This is a genomic window from Salmonella sp. SAL04214, from assembly GCF_046550615.1.
In the GTDB taxonomy this organism is placed as follows: Bacteria; Pseudomonadota; Gammaproteobacteria; order Enterobacterales; family Enterobacteriaceae; genus Salmonella; species Salmonella enterica.
Genome location: NZ_JBGDXT010000001.1, coordinates 457,611 through 474,848, shown reverse-complemented (window position 1 = coordinate 474,848; position 17,238 = coordinate 457,611). Strand labels below are relative to the sequence as shown.

Annotated in this window: 15 protein-coding genes, 1 pseudogene and 1 CRISPR repeat array; of the genes and pseudogenes, 9 read left to right on the top strand and 7 right to left on the bottom strand. The window is 49.7% G+C overall.

Features of this window, described 5'->3' with window-relative positions:
* Positions 1 to 370: 370 nt before the first annotated feature.
* Positions 371 to 733, top strand: a complete 363-nt coding sequence (gene queD / locus ACLJQD_RS02290) for a 6-carboxytetrahydropterin synthase QueD (protein ID WP_000108313.1) — start codon at positions 371 to 373, stop codon at positions 731 to 733.
* A gap of 89 nt (positions 734 to 822) precedes the next feature.
* On the opposite strand, the gene ACLJQD_RS02285 is transcribed toward queD, so the two are convergent.
* The 5 genes from ACLJQD_RS02285 to mazG form a co-directional block, all read right to left on the bottom strand.
* On the bottom strand, positions 823 to 1,620 hold the full coding sequence (locus tag ACLJQD_RS02285) for an MBL fold metallo-hydrolase (protein ID WP_001208007.1): 798 nt from the start codon (positions 1,618 to 1,620) through the stop codon (positions 823 to 825).
* Between the two features lie 158 nt (positions 1,621 to 1,778).
* Positions 1,779 to 3,028: a CRISPR direct-repeat array (repeat unit 29 nt; unit sequence CGGTTTATCCCCGCTGGCGCGGGGAACAC).
* Between the two features lie 296 nt (positions 3,029 to 3,324).
* Complete coding sequence (gene queE, locus ACLJQD_RS02280; RefSeq protein WP_001199961.1) at positions 3,325 to 3,996, bottom strand: 7-carboxy-7-deazaguanine synthase QueE; 672 nt, start codon at positions 3,994 to 3,996, stop codon at positions 3,325 to 3,327.
* Positions 3,997 to 4,131: 135 nt separating this feature from the next.
* The gene (gene eno / locus ACLJQD_RS02275; RefSeq protein ID WP_000036734.1) at positions 4,132 to 5,430 is read right to left on the bottom strand and encodes a phosphopyruvate hydratase; all 1,299 of its coding nucleotides are present in this window, start codon (positions 5,428 to 5,430) and stop codon (positions 4,132 to 4,134) included.
* 82 nt (positions 5,431 to 5,512) lie between these two features.
* Positions 5,513 to 7,150, bottom strand: a complete 1,638-nt coding sequence (gene pyrG, locus ACLJQD_RS02270) for a glutamine hydrolyzing CTP synthase (protein ID WP_000210863.1) — start codon at positions 7,148 to 7,150, stop codon at positions 5,513 to 5,515.
* Positions 7,151 to 7,377: 227 nt separating this feature from the next.
* Positions 7,378 to 8,178, bottom strand: a complete 801-nt coding sequence (gene mazG / locus ACLJQD_RS02265; protein WP_000210451.1) for a nucleoside triphosphate pyrophosphohydrolase — start codon at positions 8,176 to 8,178, stop codon at positions 7,378 to 7,380.
* A gap of 606 nt (positions 8,179 to 8,784) precedes the next feature.
* Between mazG and ACLJQD_RS02260 the strand changes: the two genes are divergently transcribed.
* The 8 genes from ACLJQD_RS02260 to ACLJQD_RS02225 all read left to right on the top strand — a co-directional run bounded on the left by ACLJQD_RS02260 (position 8,785) and on the right by ACLJQD_RS02225 (position 16,656).
* Positions 8,785 to 9,372 (top strand): fimbrial protein, encoded by a 588-nt coding sequence (locus tag ACLJQD_RS02260; protein WP_000842512.1) that lies wholly within the window; start codon positions 8,785 to 8,787, stop codon positions 9,370 to 9,372.
* A gap of 82 nt (positions 9,373 to 9,454) precedes the next feature.
* On the top strand, positions 9,455 to 12,151 hold the full coding sequence (locus ACLJQD_RS02255; protein WP_071527466.1) for a fimbrial biogenesis outer membrane usher protein: 2,697 nt from the start codon (positions 9,455 to 9,457) through the stop codon (positions 12,149 to 12,151).
* A gap of 12 nt (positions 12,152 to 12,163) precedes the next feature.
* On the top strand, positions 12,164 to 12,937 hold the full coding sequence (locus ACLJQD_RS02250) for a fimbria/pilus periplasmic chaperone (protein ID WP_017441121.1): 774 nt from the start codon (positions 12,164 to 12,166) through the stop codon (positions 12,935 to 12,937).
* A 19-nt stretch (positions 12,938 to 12,956) separates the two neighbouring features.
* A complete protein-coding gene (locus ACLJQD_RS02245) occupies positions 12,957 to 13,463 on the top strand; it encodes a fimbrial protein (RefSeq protein ID WP_017441120.1) in 507 nt (168 codons plus the stop codon).
* Between the two features lie 14 nt (positions 13,464 to 13,477).
* A complete protein-coding gene (locus ACLJQD_RS02240; RefSeq protein WP_000832396.1) occupies positions 13,478 to 13,948 on the top strand; it encodes a fimbrial protein in 471 nt (156 codons plus the stop codon).
* Entirely contained in the window at positions 13,945 to 14,481 is a 537-nt protein-coding gene (locus ACLJQD_RS02235) for a fimbrial protein (protein ID WP_017441119.1), read from the top strand. The genes ACLJQD_RS02240 and ACLJQD_RS02235 overlap by 4 nt, the downstream gene beginning before the upstream one ends.
* A 28-nt stretch (positions 14,482 to 14,509) precedes the next feature.
* The gene (locus ACLJQD_RS02230; RefSeq protein ID WP_001188943.1) at positions 14,510 to 15,595 is read left to right on the top strand and encodes a hypothetical protein; all 1,086 of its coding nucleotides are present in this window, start codon (positions 14,510 to 14,512) and stop codon (positions 15,593 to 15,595) included.
* Between the two features lie 11 nt (positions 15,596 to 15,606).
* Positions 15,607 to 16,656, top strand: a complete 1,050-nt coding sequence (locus tag ACLJQD_RS02225) for a hypothetical protein (RefSeq protein ID WP_001804980.1) — start codon at positions 15,607 to 15,609, stop codon at positions 16,654 to 16,656.
* 119 nt (positions 16,657 to 16,775) lie between these two features.
* On the opposite strand, the pseudogene ACLJQD_RS02220 reads toward ACLJQD_RS02225, so the two are convergent.
* Positions 16,776 to 16,895: pseudogene (locus tag ACLJQD_RS02220) on the bottom strand (type II toxin-antitoxin system RelE/ParE family toxin); the annotation flags it as partial.
* On the bottom strand, positions 16,861 to 17,217 hold the full coding sequence (locus ACLJQD_RS02215) for a type II toxin-antitoxin system ParD family antitoxin (protein ID WP_072103489.1): 357 nt from the start codon (positions 17,215 to 17,217) through the stop codon (positions 16,861 to 16,863). The gene ACLJQD_RS02215 and the pseudogene ACLJQD_RS02220, both read right to left, overlap by 35 nt.
* Between the last annotated feature and the right edge of the window lie 21 nt (positions 17,218 to 17,238).

The following is a 17,238-nucleotide window of genomic DNA, read 5'->3' as shown; positions in this document are numbered from 1 at the left end:
AGACTGTAAGCTGATCGCGTCCCAGGAGCGTACATAAATACGTGACTGAGGCGAGTAAACGCAGTCAACACAGATGCGGCTTGAAGGATGAAGTGTATAAGCGATAAATCCCAAACTAAGGATAAGGGTAACGGTGAGAGGAATAACAATTAAAGAAGGGTTGGAAATAACAAATAACCAAATGAACTAACCTGTTTTAGTTATCGTTATTAACGCCAAAATCGATTTTATAATTGATTGATAATTATTAAATTTTCTGGAAATTCTTAAATTAATTGCCCGTCACAAGGCGGAGAATGGTTTTAGTTAATGATAAAAAATGCGCTTTCCGGTACCCTACGGCGGTTTTTTTATTGCCTGAGAGTTCATCATGTCCACCACGTTGTATAAAGATTTCACCTTTGAAGCCGCTCACCGCCTGCCTCACGTGCCTGAAGGGCATAAGTGCGGCCGCCTGCACGGACACTCGTTTATGGTGCGTCTCGAAATTACCGGTGAAGTCGATCCGCATACCGGTTGGATTATGGATTTCGCGGATCTCAAAGCGGCGTTTAAACCTACTTACGATCGTCTTGATCACTACTATCTGAATGATATTCCAGGGCTGTCCAATCCCACCAGCGAAGTGCTGGCAAAATGGATTTGGGATCAGGTTAAGCCCGTCGTGCCGCTACTGAGCGCCGTGATGGTGAAAGAGACCTGTACAGCCGGCTGCGTCTATCGCGGCGAATAAGGTTTATTAACGCGTGGGCTGGATGGCAGATTGATTCCAGCCCATCCACACGACGTTTCATCAGTGAAAACATTGTCCAGCGCGCGGTGTTAAAAGCGCAGCACATCACCGGTTGCAGGTGCGGTTATTTCCGGTAGCCACAACCGCCCCCAGGCCCCTGTACAGTGACAACCGCATAGTTTTTCAGGTTTTTGTTCTTGCAGAAAGCGCCTGACTCGCCACAGCGTGAACGGTGATGCGCAGCGGAGATGAAATCCGCCGACAAGCGCGTAAATCCGCTTTATACCGGTAATGTTCTGACAGTGCCGGACAATATTTGCGATCCCCCGATGCCCGCATCCCGTAATGATGACTAATCCTTTTGTCGATTGGTAAATCAGTACGCCCTCATCCAAAATAGAGTCCGGCTCCGCATCGTGGCCGCCAAAAATGCCGTAGGCTTCAGGCGCGACCACTGGTATTTCCCCTGACCAGATAAAGTTTTCGCCAATCGGCAGGGGGTCACGCGTGTACATCATTCGGTAGCGTGAATAGTCCACCTCACGCGACAATTTTTTTATTTTCCGGGTAATACCGAGAAAAGTCATTGCCGCATAACGTTCGCGCGCAATATCGGGATGGCAGATGATTCGACTGTTATCAGGAAGCCACGGCACGCCGCCGCAATGATCGTAATGACCATGCGAAAGCACCACAGCAGACACATCGGACAGGTCGATCCCCATCGCCAACGCGTTTTGCATAAAACTGCCATCAGGGCCGGTATCGAACAAGATAGACGTAGACTCATCCTCGACCAACAGGCTTAACCCTGGCCGGGCCTTCAACGATTTATCCGCTCCAGCTCCCTTATGATTTTCGAGCAATACTCTGATCCTTAACGCCATGGCCTTCTCCTGTATAAAAGCCTCCCCGGGAAAACGCGGCCTTTTTACTTTACAGGTTTGTAGCAGCCATTACTGGTACACAGATTATGATTATGCAACGGCTATCCTTGTTGGCGCGGGGAACACGTTACCGTTGGCGTAACGCTGAATTGTTGGTACGGTTTATCCCCGCTGGCGCGGGGAACACGATAAGTTTCGCCATCAGAACCGCCCTCCAACCGGTTTATCCCCGCTGGCGCAGGGAACACATAACCTCTTGCGTGCCGTAATGTTGGTGTTTCGGTTTATCCCCGCTGGCGCGGGGAACACAGACACAAAAACACCAGCAAAGGACGTTACCCCGGTTTATCCCCGCTGGCGCGGGGAACACCCAAAATCAGGAGTCGAGAGCTCCAGGCTCTGCGGTTTATCCCCGCTGGCGCGGGGAACACGTTAATGAATCAAATCCAGTCCAGTCGTATTGCGGTTTATCCCCGCTGGCGCGGGGAACACGGCGACCAAAATTATCACGCCAGCGTTACTGGCGGTTTATCCCCGCTGGCGCGGGGAACACCCCGCGTTGTTCCGGTTGTTCCCGGATCGGTCCGGTTTATCCCCGCTGGCGCGGGGAACACAGAAGCCACTGTCTGGGGTGGCTATGCCATTTCGGTTTATCCCCGCTGGCGCGGGGAACACTTTGTTTTTACTAATTCGTTTCATCATTCCCCCGGTTTATCCCCGCTGGCGCGGGGAACACATGCCGACCCTGACTGCAATCATGGTCAGCGCCGGTTTATCCCCGCTGGCGCGGGGAACACAGTAACGAGCGCCACTCTCAGAGCGATAAACGCGGTTTATCCCCGCTGGCGCGGGGAACACCAGTGCGGCCAGAATCCCGATCAACATATTCGCGGTTTATCCCCGCTGGCGCGGGGAACACTACTGCTATCAACCTCGCCACCTCGACCGCACCGGTTTATCCCCGCTGGCGCGGGGAACACGGACTGTCTGTGCAGCGCGTCCAGCGCCTGCGCGGTTTATCCCCGCTGGCGCGGGGAACACACGTTAAAAAGTCCTGTCGGCGGTACAGTGGACGGTTTATCCCCGCTGGCGCGGGGAACACTTTACTTCACCGTCCTGAAGCATTTTAACAGTCGGTTTATCCCCGCTGGCGCGGGGAACACGGCGGCAGTCGTCGTACCAGATACCAATCTGCTGGTTTATCCCCGCTGGCGCGGGGAACACGCTGAAAGGCGAACACCTGATGACCTTTGATACCGGTTTATCTCCGCTGGCGCGGGGAACACTTATTTCTATGGGCGGACGAAAAAGCATTAAGCGGTTTATCCCCGCTGGCGCGGGGAACACACGGTTAATGTTAATGTCGTAAATAACGAAGGCGGTTTATCCCCGCTGGCGCGGGGAACACACTAAACGGATATAATTGTTTATAAACTACTTTTTATCAGCACCACATTCCACCAACATAATCGCAACAATTTAAATTATTAAAGAACAGCTAATTTGCTGATTTTGATGCAAAAAAGTTCATAGAATGATTTTTTCTTTAAATTTACCAAAATAGTGTGATCCATGCATCGCTATGGAAAAATTTATCCGCGCTTTTATACACTCATCGAAATTCACATAGAGAAAATAAACAATGCAAGGTAATGGATAAGTCACAGACGGCATCGGCAGGCCGTCCGTAAAATTGATAGAGCATCAGGCAATATTTAAATATTTATGCGTTTGCATAGACAGCCGCCAGTTACGTGCAATACAAGTTTCAATACACAGACGCGTCGCGTCTTCTTTCTGGCTAATGGGCTGCAAAGCAATCACGCGCGGTTTATCATCGCTCAACGTGGCTAACAGTTCATCCAGCGCCTCAATATCACGAACTCGCCCAACGGGATGCTTGATTTCATTGGCGCGCTCCAGCGCCTGGGAAAGCACGTCATATCCCCCGCGCATATTCACTTTTGGTGAAACCGTGACCCAGGTGTTAGGCGTACAGCGCACTTCGTGCGTCCCGCTGGTTTCAATCTGACAACTAAAACCACTCTTTTCAAGCAGATCGGTGAGCGGCATGAGGTCGTGAATACAGGGTTCGCCACCGGTGATGACAACGTGACGTGCGGTATAGCCCTGACGATTAATCACCGCCAGCAAGTCTTCACTGCTCGCAGCACCCCATTTGTCGCTCTCTTTGGTTTTTGCCAGAATGCTGAACAGAGACACTTCCCGATCGCTCAGTTTATCCCAGGTATGCTTAGTATCACACCAGGCACAGCCGACCGGACATCCCTGTAAACGAATAAAAATAGCGGGGACGCCGGTAAAATAACCCTCGCCTTGTAGGGTCTGGAACATCTCGTTAATCGGGTACTGCATAGCGTTCTCTGTTAAGGGGATAATCGTTAATTATTGCAGATTTCGTCTGCCCGGTCATGCACAGCGGCTGCGCTATTGAACCGATACAAAAAAACCCGCCGAAGCGGGTTTATACGTTAAGAGGTAAAAGCAGGATTACGCCTGGCCTTTGATCTCTTTACGACCGTTGTACGGTGCTTTTTCGCCCAGAGCTTCTTCGATACGAATCAGCTGGTTGTATTTAGCAACGCGGTCAGAACGGCTCATAGAACCGGTTTTGATCTGGCCTGCAGCGGTACCAACAGCCAGGTCAGCGATGGTAGCGTCTTCAGTTTCACCAGAACGGTGAGAGATGACAGCAGTGTAGCCAGCGTCTTTCGCCATCTTGATTGCAGCCAGAGTTTCGGTCAGAGAACCGATCTGGTTGAATTTGATCAGGATGGAGTTAGCGATGCCTTTCTCGATGCCTTCTTTCAGGATTTTGGTGTTGGTTACGAACAGGTCGTCACCAACCAGCTGGATTTTGTCGCCCAGTACTTTGGTCTGGTATGCAAAACCGTCCCAGTCAGACTCGTCCAGACCATCTTCGATGGAAACGATCGGGTACTGTTTGGTCAGTTCTTCCAGGAAGTGGGTGAATTCTTCGGAGGTGAACGCTTTGTTGCCTTCGCCAGCCAGAACGTATTTACCGTCTTTGTAGAATTCAGATGCTGCGCAGTCCATCGCCAGGGTGATGTCTTTACCCAGCTCGTAACCAGCCGCTTTAACCGCTTCAGCGATAACAGCCAGCGCTTCCGCGTTGGAGCCCAGGTTCGGCGCATAGCCGCCTTCGTCACCCACAGCGGTGTTCATGCCTTTGCCTTTCAGCACTTTTGCCAAGTGATGGAAAACTTCAGAACCCATACGGATGGCTTCTTTAACCGTTTTCGCGCCAACCGGCTGGATCATGAATTCCTGGATGTCGACGTTGTTGTCAGCGTGCTCGCCGCCGTTGATGATGTTCATCATCGGAACCGGCATGGAGTATTTGCCCGGAGTGCCGTTCAGTTCAGCAATGTGCTCGTACAGCGGCATACCTTTAGCGGCAGCAGCAGCTTTGGCGTTAGCCAGAGAGACAGCCAGAATGGCGTTTGCACCGAAGTTAGATTTGTTTTCAGTACCGTCCAGGTCGATCATGATTTTGTCGATGCCAGCCTGGTCTTTAGCGTCTTTGCCAAGAATAGCCTGAGCGATCGGGCCGTTAACCGCGCCAACAGCTTTGGTTACGCCTTTACCCAGGAAACGGGATTTGTCGCCATCGCGCAGTTCCAGCGCTTCGCGGGAACCAGTAGAAGCACCTGACGGAGCCGCCGCCATACCTACGAAACCACCTTCCAGGTGTACTTCAGCTTCAACAGTCGGGTTACCACGGGAGTCGATGATTTCACGACCGATGACTTTAACGATTTTGGACATTAGGTTTTCCTCAAGTCACTAGTTAAACTAAAACTTCAGACAAACGGTGCACCGCTGAGGGTGCACCGCCGTTCTAACTTTTTTACTTCGCCTGACGTTTCTGATGCTCGTTGGCGGCTTTAACAAAGCCGGCGAACAACGGATGTCCATCACGCGGCGTGGAAGTAAATTCCGGATGGAACTGACAGGCCACGAACCACGGATGATTCGGTACCTCAATGATCTCGACTAACTGATCATCACCGGAACGGCCTGCGACACGCAGACCCGCTGCTTCAATTTGTTTCAACAACATATTGTTGACTTCGTAACGATGGCGATGACGTTCAACAATCGTCGACGCGCCGTACAACTGACGTACCAGACTGTCATCGCTAAGCTGGCACTGCTGCGCGCCCAGGCGCATGGTGCCACCCAGATCGCTTTTCTCGCTACGGACTTCAACGTTACCGTCTTCATCGCGCCACTCGGTAATTAACGCCACAACCGGGTACTTACAGTCTGGCACAAATTCCGTTGAGTTGGCGTTGTCCATGCCGGCCACGTTACGAGCGAACTCAATCAACGCAACCTGCATCCCCAGGCAAATGCCCAGATAAGGAATATTGTTTTCACGCGCATAGCGCGCAGTGGCGATTTTACCTTCAACGCCACGATAGCCGAAGCCGCCGGGGATCAGGATAGCGTCCAAATCTTTCAGAATTTCGACGCCGCGCGTTTCAACATCTTGCGAATCGATCAATTTGATGTTGACGGTAACGCGGTTTTTCAGACCACCGTGTTTCAGCGCTTCGATCACCGACTTATAGGCATCCGGCAGTTCAATATATTTGCCGACCATGCCGATAGTCACTTCGCCTGCCGGGTTCGCTTCTTCGTAAATGACCTGTTCCCATTCAGACAGGTTAGCTTCCGGACAGTTCAAGCTGAATCGTTTACAAATATAATCATCAAGCCCCTGAGATTTCAACAGGCCTGGAATTTTATAAATGGAATCGACATCTTTCATTGAAATAACGGCTTTTTCCGGCACATTACAGAACAATGCAATTTTTGCACGCTCGTTGGCAGGAACCGCGCGATCGGAACGACAAATCAGAATATCGGGCTGAATACCGATAGACAGCAGCTCTTTCACGGAGTGCTGAGTCGGTTTAGTTTTCACTTCGCCCGCAGCCGCCAGGTAAGGTACCAGCGTCAGGTGCATAAACAGCGCGTGTTCACGACCGATATCTACCGCCAATTGACGAATCGCCTCAAGAAACGGCAGCGATTCGATATCACCGACGGTACCGCCGATTTCCACCAGTACCACATCGTGGCCTTCGCCACCTTCCAGCACGCGCTCTTTAATCGCGTTAGTGATGTGAGGGATGACCTGTACGGTTGCGCCCAGATAGTCGCCACGGCGTTCTTTACGCAAAACGTCGGAGTAGATACGGCCAGTCGTGAAGTTGTTGCGGCGAGACATCTTGGTGCGGATGAAACGCTCGTAGTGCCCCAGGTCCAGGTCGGTTTCAGCGCCGTCTTCAGTAACGAACACTTCCCCGTGTTGGATTGGGCTCATAGTACCCGGATCGACGTTGATGTACGGATCCAGTTTCATGATGGTCACGTTGAGACCACGGGCTTCCAGAATGGCTGCGAGGGAGGCTGCGGCAATGCCTTTACCCAGAGAGGATACGACCCCGCCGGTCACAAAAATATAGTTCGTTGTCATGCGGAACCTGAGAAGTTAGGTTTAAAAGACGATGGAATAACCAGGACGGGAAAGCAGTATACCCGAACATGACCTACGCCACAAACTTTCATTATTCCTCCTCTTCGTCAGGCTGACATTCACACAGGGAGGGAGAAAATAGCCCCTTTGAGGTAAATGTTTTTGACGTAAATCAAGCGCTTGTTATTTAAAAAATCACACAAATCGCTCTTGACCGCCTAAAACCTTTAGAGATCAATTTCCTGGCGTTTTACTTCCTGCCAAACTTCTTCCATTGTTTCCAGGTCCACCCCGGTCATTTCCAGGCCTCTGGCTGCGACAATACGTTCAACTTCGCGAAAACGACGTTCAAATTTATCGTTCGCTTTTTGCAAAGCGAGCTCCGCTTTCGTACCTAAATGACGCGCCATGTTGACCGTGGCAAAGAGCAAATCGCCCATTTCCTCTTCCAGTTTAGCCTGATCAACAACCGCCTGCCGCGCCTCAAACATGACCTCATCGATCTCTTCATAGACCTTATCGACGACCGGTCCCAGCGTCGTCCAGTCAAAGCCCACGTTTGAGCAACGTTTCTGGATTTTTTGCGCGCGCATCAAGGCCGGTAAGCTGCGCGGAATATCGTCCAGCGCGGAATGCTGCGCTTTTTGCGCGCGCTCTTCCGTTTTGATTTGCTCCCAGCGAACTAATGCTTCTTCGCTATTATCCGCGGAAAGCTCGCCAAAAACATGCGGATGGCGGCGCTCCAGCTTGTCGCTGATGGCAGCGCAGATATCATTAAAATCGAAGCGGCCTTCTTCCTGCGCCATCTGCGCGTAAAACACCACCTGGAACAACAGGTCGCCCAGTTCGCCGCGCAAATCGTCAAAATCCTCACGCGCAATCGCATCCAGTACTTCATAGGTTTCTTCCAGCGTATAAGGCGCGATGCTGGCGAAGGTCTGCTCTTTATCCCACGGACAGCCGTTTTCCGGGTCGCGCAGGCGCTGCATGAGGGTGAGAAGACGGTCAATTTGATGGTTAGTTGTCATGGTTTTTAATCGGTTGTAAATACTAGCGACAATTGTAACGTATTATTCTTAACCATTCACGCACAGAGACACTACGACAACGCCTATATAATAAAATATATTGTTAACAGGTGTTGAATGCTACCTTTCCCGTATAACTTTAAAATTATTAATCGATACACAACAATATAATAATCATATAACTAATTTATTAAAAAAACAGATATTTGCACCAGACGTTATAAATAACATCAATTAAGTAAAAAAATCATGCAAACACTATAAGCACCCCACCCAAAGAGCCTTCCCTTTCAAAAAAAAATAAATTATTTCACTTTTACGGAAAAACGAGTAGCATGCACGCCAGTTTAATATTCAAAAAAGACCGCTTTTTTGTTTTTTCTGGAACATACATGAAATAAATATATTGAAAGTATTACATATAATATTCTATGAGCAGGTACGATCATTCAGCTCATAAGAATATACTCATAAAAATGTAGAAATATAATATTTTTATTATGACCTATTTTTTACTCAAAGCCCGCAGCATGGCTCTATGCCGCATATCCCTTGGTATACGCGTACAAAATGCTGCCATAAAACACGTTAATTAAGGATAACACGATGAAGTCATCTCATTTTTGTAAACTGGCAGTAACTGCATCTTTAGTTATGGGAATTGTCTCCGGCGCTCAAGCCGCGGGTAGCAACACAGCAAAGGTCACTTTCCTTGGTAATATTGTTGACTCCCCCTGCTCCGTCACATTGGATACGGAAGATCAAACAGTCAATATGGGTTCAAGTATCGGTAATGGCACGCTGAGTAATGGTAAAACGACCATCAACAATGCCCGTACCTTTCATATCGATCTTGAGGGTTGTACCTGGGCTACCGAGAAAAATATGAATGTGGTATTCACTACAGGTAGTGGAACCACAGCGGCTACAGGCGCCACGGATAATCTCGCGCTGATGAAGACTGACGGCACTGGCGCTATTAGCAACGTAAGCCTGGCAATCGGCGATGCTGGCAAAAACAATATCAAACTGGGCGATACCTATACACAGGCCATTGCGGACCTGGACGGAGATACCATTCTTGATGAGAAGCAAAGCCTGAATTTCACCGCCTGGCTGGTTGGCGCAGCAACCGGCACCGTAGGCACAGGTGAATTCAGCAGCGCCGCCAACGTCACTATCTCTTACCTGTAATTCAGTTAACAGAGTCACGACGATAATACCCTGCCGCTTTAGGTAGGGTATTCCTGTTGAGTTTTATTGCGGAATATATTTGATGAATAACACATGGAAAAGTGTTCTTTGCCCAATAGCGTGCGGAGTGGGAATGCTTCTAAGCGTCTCCCCTTATAGCGCGTCAGGCAAAGACATCGAATTTAATACCGATTTCCTCGATGTAAAAAATCGCGATAACGTTAACATTGCACAGTTTTCTCGTAAGGGTTTTATTCTGCCAGGCGTCTACCTCTTACAAATTAAAATTAACGGACAGACTCTGCCGCAGGAATTTCCTGTTAACTGGGTTATACCAGAACATGATCCACAAGGAAGCGAGGTTTGCGCAGAACCAGAATTAGTTACGCAATTGGGTATAAAACCGGAACTCGCGGAAAAACTCGTCTGGATAACGCACGGTGAACGACAATGTCTGGCGCCAGATTCACTGAAAGGCATGGATTTTCAGGCCGACCTGGGGCACTCCACGCTGCTGGTGAATTTACCCCAGGCGTATATGGAATACAGCGATGTCGACTGGGACCCGCCCGCCCGCTGGGATAATGGTATTCCCGGCATCATTCTGGATTACAACATTAATAATCAGCTCCGCCACGATCAAGAAAGTGGCAGCGAAGAGCAAAGCATCAGCGGCAACGGGACGTTAGGCGCGAACCTGGGCGCATGGCGACTGCGGGCCGACTGGCAGGCCAGCTACGACCATCGTGACGATGACGAGAACACTTCCACCCTCCACGATCAGAGCTGGAGCCGCTACTACGCCTATCGCGCACTACCGACGCTCGGGGCCAAACTTACGCTGGGCGAAAGCTATCTCCAGTCCGATGTTTTCGACAGCTTTAACTATATCGGTGCCAGCGTCATTTCTGACGATCAGATGCTGCCGCCGAAACTGCGCGGCTATGCGCCGGAGATCGTGGGCATTGCGCGTTCTAACGCAAAAGTCAAAGTCTCCTGGCAGGGGCGCGTACTGTATGAAACGCAGGTGCCCGCAGGACCGTTCCGTATTCAGGATCTCAACCAGTCCGTTTCCGGTACGTTGCACGTCACCGTGGAAGAGCAGAACGGTCAGACCCAGGAGTTTGACGTTAACACCGCATCGGTTCCCTTCCTGACGCGCCCCGGCATGGTGCGCTACAAGATGGCGCTGGGCCGCCCGCAGGACTGGGATCATCACCCCATTACCGGCACATTCGCCTCGGCGGAAGCTTCGTGGGGGGTCACCAACGGCTGGTCGCTATATGGCGGCGCAATTGGAGAAAGCAACTATCAGGCCGTGGCGCTGGGAAGCGGTAAGGATCTTGGCGTGGTGGGCGCGGTGGCGGTGGACATTACGCACTCCATCGCCCACATGCCGCAAGACGACGGGTTTGACGGCGAAACGCTGCAGGGTAACTCATATCGCATCAGCTATTCCCGTGACTTTGATGAAATCGACAGCCGACTAACCTTTGCCGGATACCGCTTCTCAGAAAAGAACTTTATGAGCATGAGCGACTATCTGGATGCGAAAACCTACCATCATCTCAATGCCGGTCACGAAAAAGAACGCTATACGGTCACCTATAACCAGAACTTCCGTGAACAAGGCATGAGCGCCTATTTCAGCTACTCACGCAGTACCTTCTGGGACAGCCCGGATCAGAGTAACTATAACCTGTCTCTTTCCTGGTACTTCGACTTAGGGTCGATAAAAAATCTCAGTGCGTCGCTGAACAGCTATCGCAGCGAATATAACGGTGATAAAGATGATGGTGTCTATATCTCGCTGTCTGTTCCCTGGGGCAATGATTCCATCAGCTACAACGGTACGTTTAACGGTAGTCAACACCGTAATCAGCTCGGCTATTCCGGCCACAGCCAGAACGGCGATAACTGGCAGCTTCACGTCGGGCAGGATGAACAAGGCGCACAGGCAGACGGTTATTACAGCCATCAGGGCGCGCTGACGGACATCGATCTGAGCGCGGATTATGAAGAAGGATCGTACCGTTCGCTGGGTATGTCGCTGCGCGGCGGCATGACGCTGACCACCCAGGGCGGCGCGCTACACCGGGGAAGTTTAGCGGGCAGCACACGTTTGCTGGTTGATACCGACGGTATTGCGGACGTCCCCGTTAGCGGTAGCGGCTCGCCAACCTCAACCAACATTTTCGGCAAGGCCGTGATTGCGGATGTCGGAAGCTATTCGCGCAGCCTGGCGCGTATCGATCTGAACAAATTGCCGGAGAAGGCGGAAGCTACTAAGTCGGTTGTGCAGATCACGCTCACCGAAGGCGCCATCGGCTACCGTCACTTTGACGTGGTCAGCGGCGAGAAAATGATGGCGGTTTTCCGGCTGGCAGACGGCGACTTCCCACCTTTCGGCGCCGAAGTGAAAAACGAGCGCCAGCAGCAGTTGGGCCTGGTGGCCGATGACGGCAACGCCTGGCTGGCGGGCGTAAAAGCCGGGGAAACATTGAAAGTCTTCTGGGATGGCGCGGCGCAGTGTGAAGCATCACTCCCGCCCACGTTTACACCGGAGCTATTGGCCAACGCGCTATTGCTGCCGTGCAAAATGCTGGAAGGTCAGCCCCCCACCGCACCGCAGAAAAGTTCTCCGCTGCCTGCGCAACCGCTAATCCAGGAACATACGCAAACCGATGGCCAACCGGCCGCGCCGGTGGCGACAACCACTCAAACCCCGCCCATACCGCTGGCTGACAACCATGCGGTGAATCGCAAGGATATGGAATAAAGGGAACCTGTAATGAACAAGACCAACCATTTTAAGCGCCAGGCGCTTATCGCTTCGGTATTACTGGCTGCGCCGCTGGTATCGCACAGCGCGATTGTGCCGGATCGTACCCGCGTTATTTTTAACGGCAATGAAAATTCAATCACCGTCACGCTGAAAAACGGCAACGCCACTCTGCCCTACCTCGCACAGGCGTGGCTGGAAGACGATAAGTTCGCCAAAGATACCCGCTATTTTACCGCCCTGCCGCCGCTGCAGCGTATTGAGCCAAAATCCGACGGGCAGGTTAAAGTCCAGCCGTTACCAGCCGCGGCTAGCCTACCGCAGGACCGGGAAAGTCTGTTTTATTTCAACGTGCGGGAAATTCCGCCGAAAAGCGATAAGCCTAATACGCTCCAGCTGGCGCTGCAAACGCGTATTAAGTTTTTCTACCGCCCGGTAGCCGTCGCCCGGCAGGTGGATAAGACGCACCCGTGGCAGACGAAGCTCACGCTGACCTACCAGGGCGATGGTGTGATCTTCGACAACCCCACACCGTTTTACCTCGTCATCAGCAATGCCGGTAGCAAAGAGAACGAAACCGCCTCCGGCTTTAAAAACCTGCTGATTGCCCCGCGTGAAAAAATGACCTCTCCCATCAAAGGTGCCTCGCTCGGCAGCTCGCCGGTGGTGGGCTACGTCGATGATTACGGCGGCCATCGCCTGCTGGTTTTTACCTGCTCAGGGAATACCTGCAAGGTCAATGAGGAAAAAACCCGTGACGCTGAGAAGAAAGCGAATAAGTAATCCTGTGCGAAAGAGATCCATGACGATGTTGACTCGCTGGAAAATGCTGGTGCTGCTGTGCGGTGGATTCGTTGCCGGCACCGAGGCTGCCGGCACAAAAACCGTGCAACTGGAGCTACATCTGGTCGTCACTCAACCACCGCCCTGTACGGTAGGCGGCGCTTCCGTAGAGTTTGGCGATGTCCTGACCACCAAAGTTGGCGATGCTTCTCAAACGAAACCTGTGGGCTACAGCCTGAACTGCGATGGCAGAGCGAGCGACTATCTAAAGCTACAAATTCAGGGGACCACTACCACCATCAGCGGGGAGCAGGTTCTGCAAACTTCGGTGCAGGGGTTAGGCATCCGTATTCAGCAGGCGGGCAATAAGCAACTGGTTCCGGTTGGCATAACGGATTGGCTGAACTTCACCCTGAGCGGCAACAATGGGCCAGAGCTGGAAGCCGTACCGGTTAAAGAGCCCACCACGCAGTTAGCGGGTGGCGATTTTAACGCCAGTGCGACGTTAGTCGTGGATTACCAGTGATGGAGAGATTCATAGTGAAAAGGGTGCTTATCCTGACGCTTTTAATCACCCAGTTTGCCTGCGCCGACAATTTGACCTTTCACGGCAAACTGATAAACCCGCCCGCCTGTACTATCAATAATGGTGAAACGCTGGAGGTCAGTTTTGGTAGCGTGATTATTGATAATATTGACGGCGTCAATTACCTGACCGAGATCCCGTGGACCCTTACCTGCGACAGCAGCTTTCGCGATGACGCATTAACTTTTACGTTGAGCTATCTGGGCACGGCGACGCCTTACTCCGCAAATGCCTTAACCACCAATGTCCCTGAGCTGGGCATTGAACTTCAGCAGAACGGCACGGTGTTTCCTCCCGGCACGTCGCTAACCATCGATGAGTCATCGCTTCCCACACTAAAAGCCGTGCCGGTAAAACAGCCCGGTAAAGAGCCTGCCGAAGGCGATTTTGAGGCTTTTGCCACGTTACAGGTGGATTACCAATGAACCGTATTTTTCAAACTGCCGGGCATTTGATCGGAGGCGTAATGTTATGGGCGGTTTGCAATACGTTACCTGCCGCCACGCCTAATGTGCACTACAGCGGTAAGCTGGTTGCCGGCGCCTGTAACCTGGTAGTGGATAATGACACGATGGCGACGGTGGATTTTCATACTATTGGCAGTGACAATTTCGACGCCAGCGGGCAAACGACTCCTGTTCCATTCACACTTAGCCTCCAGGATTGCAAAACAGCGCTAGCCAACGGCGTGGTGGTGACCTTTCAGGGTGTTGAAGACAGTACCCTGCCCGGACTGCTGGCGCTGGAGCCCTCGTCGGAAGCCAGTGGTTTTGCGATTGGCGTGGAAACGGCTGCACAGCAACCAGTGAGTATCAATGCAACAGAGGGTACAGCTTTTGTGCTGAAGGAAGGGATTACCACCATCAACTTGCAGGCCAGGCTGCAAAAATACGCTGGTGAAGATGTTATGCCGGGGGAATTTTCGGGTACTGCTACCGTGAGCTTTGAATATCAGTAAGCTATAGGTAAAATTATAAGGATATGAAATGCAGCGAATTTTATTACAGCTAATACTGGTAATAATATCTGGTTTTTGGTGTATTGCGCTACAATGCGCTGAAGTAAGAACGGATATAGAATATAATTCTCAAATTATTTCACAGTTTGATAGCCTTGGTGCACTGACTGGCGATCCTACACTCGATACCATCCATACCCCATTACCAACAAACATTCATATCCTTTCATCGTGCACTAAGTCAGGTGGAGGCGATGGGGGTGGTTGTATTCCTCAAGGTACAATTCCCTATGGACTTGAATCCACCCTTGAATTTGATCCATCAACTTCTTTCATCAATACAACCGCTGTCGATAACGGTATCACTTATAGTTTTACTGGTGAAGCGGTAAAAGCGACGGCACATGCTGACTGTACGGGTAATCAGGCAACTAACAGCGCAATTTGTGTATGGGATAAATCATTTTCACTTCCCCTCACCTTACTTACCAAACAGAATGGAATAACAATTAACCAGCAAAATCTTACAGTTTCGGTAATACCCGGAGGAGGAAATAATGACACTAATCAATATTCATCCCTTTCCGGCCATATTATTATTGATGAATCGGTAAGCAGTTACGCTAGTTATGAACCGGAAACATCGGGCATTGAGAATCTGAAATTCAAATGGACTGTAACAGTGACAGAAGATACCGAGGGTGATTTCGGTATATGGAACGGTTCACTTGTACTTAATGGCTCTCCAGCGTCCACCCTACATCGTTATTTTCCTCCAGAAATAGTAGATGCTTCATTTTCTGAAAATACGATAGTGCACAGTACAGAAGTCGCCATGACTGGCGCAAAAAATAATGTCGAGCTAGCCGCTGTATATCTCTACCATGGCAATACGCCATGCGACGATACATCCTTGTGTAACTACAGTCTTAATAAGACGTCAGTTGCTCTTGTATGTCACGATCTGAACGCGCAGCTTGCCTTTAGCAGCACTTGTAATGCTTCAGACACAACACATTGCCTGAACGGCAAAGTAGGTACGATAAATGGTACCTGGGGGAAAGTCAGCATTGATACAACTTGTGCAATTACCGTTTTGATACCCTACGAATAAACACAGGAAAAATGATGACCATAAGCAAAAAAATCATAATTTCATTCATTCTATTTATGTTCTTCGCCAACAATACATTTGGATCTGGATACGTTAAGATCAAGGCCGAATTGAATGATATGACAGGCACTGGGGCAGGTACAACTAATTTAAATAGTGACCTACGGGTTAGAACATCATTATTACCAGAGAATATTGAGATGTTATGTACCGGTGGAAAGCTACGTGGAAGTCAGGTAACGTGCGGTCCTGGACTATGGGTCGATATTGAATCAACGATAACAATGGATTCCAGTATAAGAATGATCATTGGCAGCACTTTTTTCACACTTCCCAATATGACTGAAACCCGCCGGGCCCGCTGTACATCACATGATAACTCCACACTTGATTGTGTCTGGACCAGCAATATCGATGCACAATTAAATATATCACCACTATACGATGCACAAATAATCAAACAAGATTTAAAATTACATATCGAACCATCTTCATATGATTACGCACAATCGCAATATATTGATGGGGAAATAACTTACAACACCAAAAAACATCAAGTATCCTATGACGCTTATAGTATAACTACTTACGGCTTTACAGACCATAATATAAAAACGGAAATTTCGATTATTGACGCCAATTTTGGGACCAGCATTACCACCATTAATGATAAAATGTCATTTGATAGTGACAGCGTACAAATTATCGCGTCAATCGATCCTGAAAATTTAGCTGCTTCTTTTGATAAATACTCAGAAGTAACCTCAATAAATAAAGAATTTAGTGGACCAAAAACCAATGAGCTCATTGCAAATATTTTTTTAAGACATGGAAATATGCCCTGTGATGTCTATGAATCAGATTCAATTTGTGCACAAATAATAGATAATGCAACAGTATCAATAGCATGTGATGATAAAAACATGCAGATTGAGGCTATTCCCTGTGATCAAAACAATACTGAATGTGCCCGTTCACAGATGGTAGAACTTCGTGGTACCTGGGGACGAGTCAACATTGACACCGATTGTGCGGTAACCGTATTACTGCCATACGAATAGAAATTTGAACAAAACCGATTTTCATGGAACCATACCAGATATCTGGTAAGCAGATAGCTACCAGATATCTTTATAAAACATCAAGCCGTAGCCCTCGAGTATCTCCCTACATCCCGAATAATATCTGATAGATGATTAATATATCGATCGGCCTGTATTTCGCCAAAATGCTGCCAGCAGTAATGCCAGATATTTTCCAGATCTTCACTGGCCTTTGGCGTTAATTTTACCGTTCTCATCGGGTTTGATCATCCCTGTTTTGACCTTCCGTAAAAAGGCATCCTTTTCCCAGGCCTGCGGCTCTCCGCTGTTCAGACCTTCAGCCAGAAGTTCACGTAACGCCTGAAGTAGTGACTCGGCCTGTTTTTCCTTCAGCAGACGAAGAGACTCTCTGATCACTTCACTTTGTGTTCTGTAATCACCTGATTCTATGAGCGATTCAATAAACTCACGCAGTTCATCGCCAGGATCAACGGTCATTGTTCTGGCCATAACAGCCTCCACTGTAAGTATAAATCTTACATAAGAGTACACCGGAAATGAAATGTACGTCGAAAACATACCCCATATCTCATGCTTATG

Coding starts and splice junctions, on each gene's coding strand:
- pyrG (WP_000210863.1), bottom strand. CDS start 7,150: ATGACAACGAACTATATTTTTGTGACCGGCGGGGTCGTATCCTCTCTG.
- ACLJQD_RS02230 (WP_001188943.1), top strand. CDS start 14,510: ATGCAGCGAATTTTATTACAGCTAATACTGGTAATAATATCTGGTTTT.
- eno (WP_000036734.1), bottom strand. CDS start 5,430: ATGTCCAAAATCGTTAAAGTCATCGGTCGTGAAATCATCGACTCCCGT.
- ACLJQD_RS02225 (WP_001804980.1), top strand. CDS start 15,607: ATGATGACCATAAGCAAAAAAATCATAATTTCATTCATTCTATTTATG.
- mazG (WP_000210451.1), bottom strand. CDS start 8,178: ATGACAACTAACCATCAAATTGACCGTCTTCTCACCCTCATGCAGCGC.
- queE (WP_001199961.1), bottom strand. CDS start 3,996: ATGCAGTACCCGATTAACGAGATGTTCCAGACCCTACAAGGCGAGGGT.
- ACLJQD_RS02285 (WP_001208007.1), bottom strand. CDS start 1,620: ATGGCGTTAAGGATCAGAGTATTGCTCGAAAATCATAAGGGAGCTGGA.
- ACLJQD_RS02235 (WP_017441119.1), top strand. CDS start 13,945: ATGAACCGTATTTTTCAAACTGCCGGGCATTTGATCGGAGGCGTAATG.
- ACLJQD_RS02245 (WP_017441120.1), top strand. CDS start 12,957: ATGACGATGTTGACTCGCTGGAAAATGCTGGTGCTGCTGTGCGGTGGA.
- ACLJQD_RS02255 (WP_071527466.1), top strand. CDS start 9,455: ATGAATAACACATGGAAAAGTGTTCTTTGCCCAATAGCGTGCGGAGTG.
- ACLJQD_RS02215 (WP_072103489.1), bottom strand. CDS start 17,217: ATGTTTTCGACGTACATTTCATTTCCGGTGTACTCTTATGTAAGATTT.
- ACLJQD_RS02260 (WP_000842512.1), top strand. CDS start 8,785: ATGAAGTCATCTCATTTTTGTAAACTGGCAGTAACTGCATCTTTAGTT.
- ACLJQD_RS02250 (WP_017441121.1), top strand. CDS start 12,164: ATGAACAAGACCAACCATTTTAAGCGCCAGGCGCTTATCGCTTCGGTA.
- queD (WP_000108313.1), top strand. CDS start 371: ATGTCCACCACGTTGTATAAAGATTTCACCTTTGAAGCCGCTCACCGC.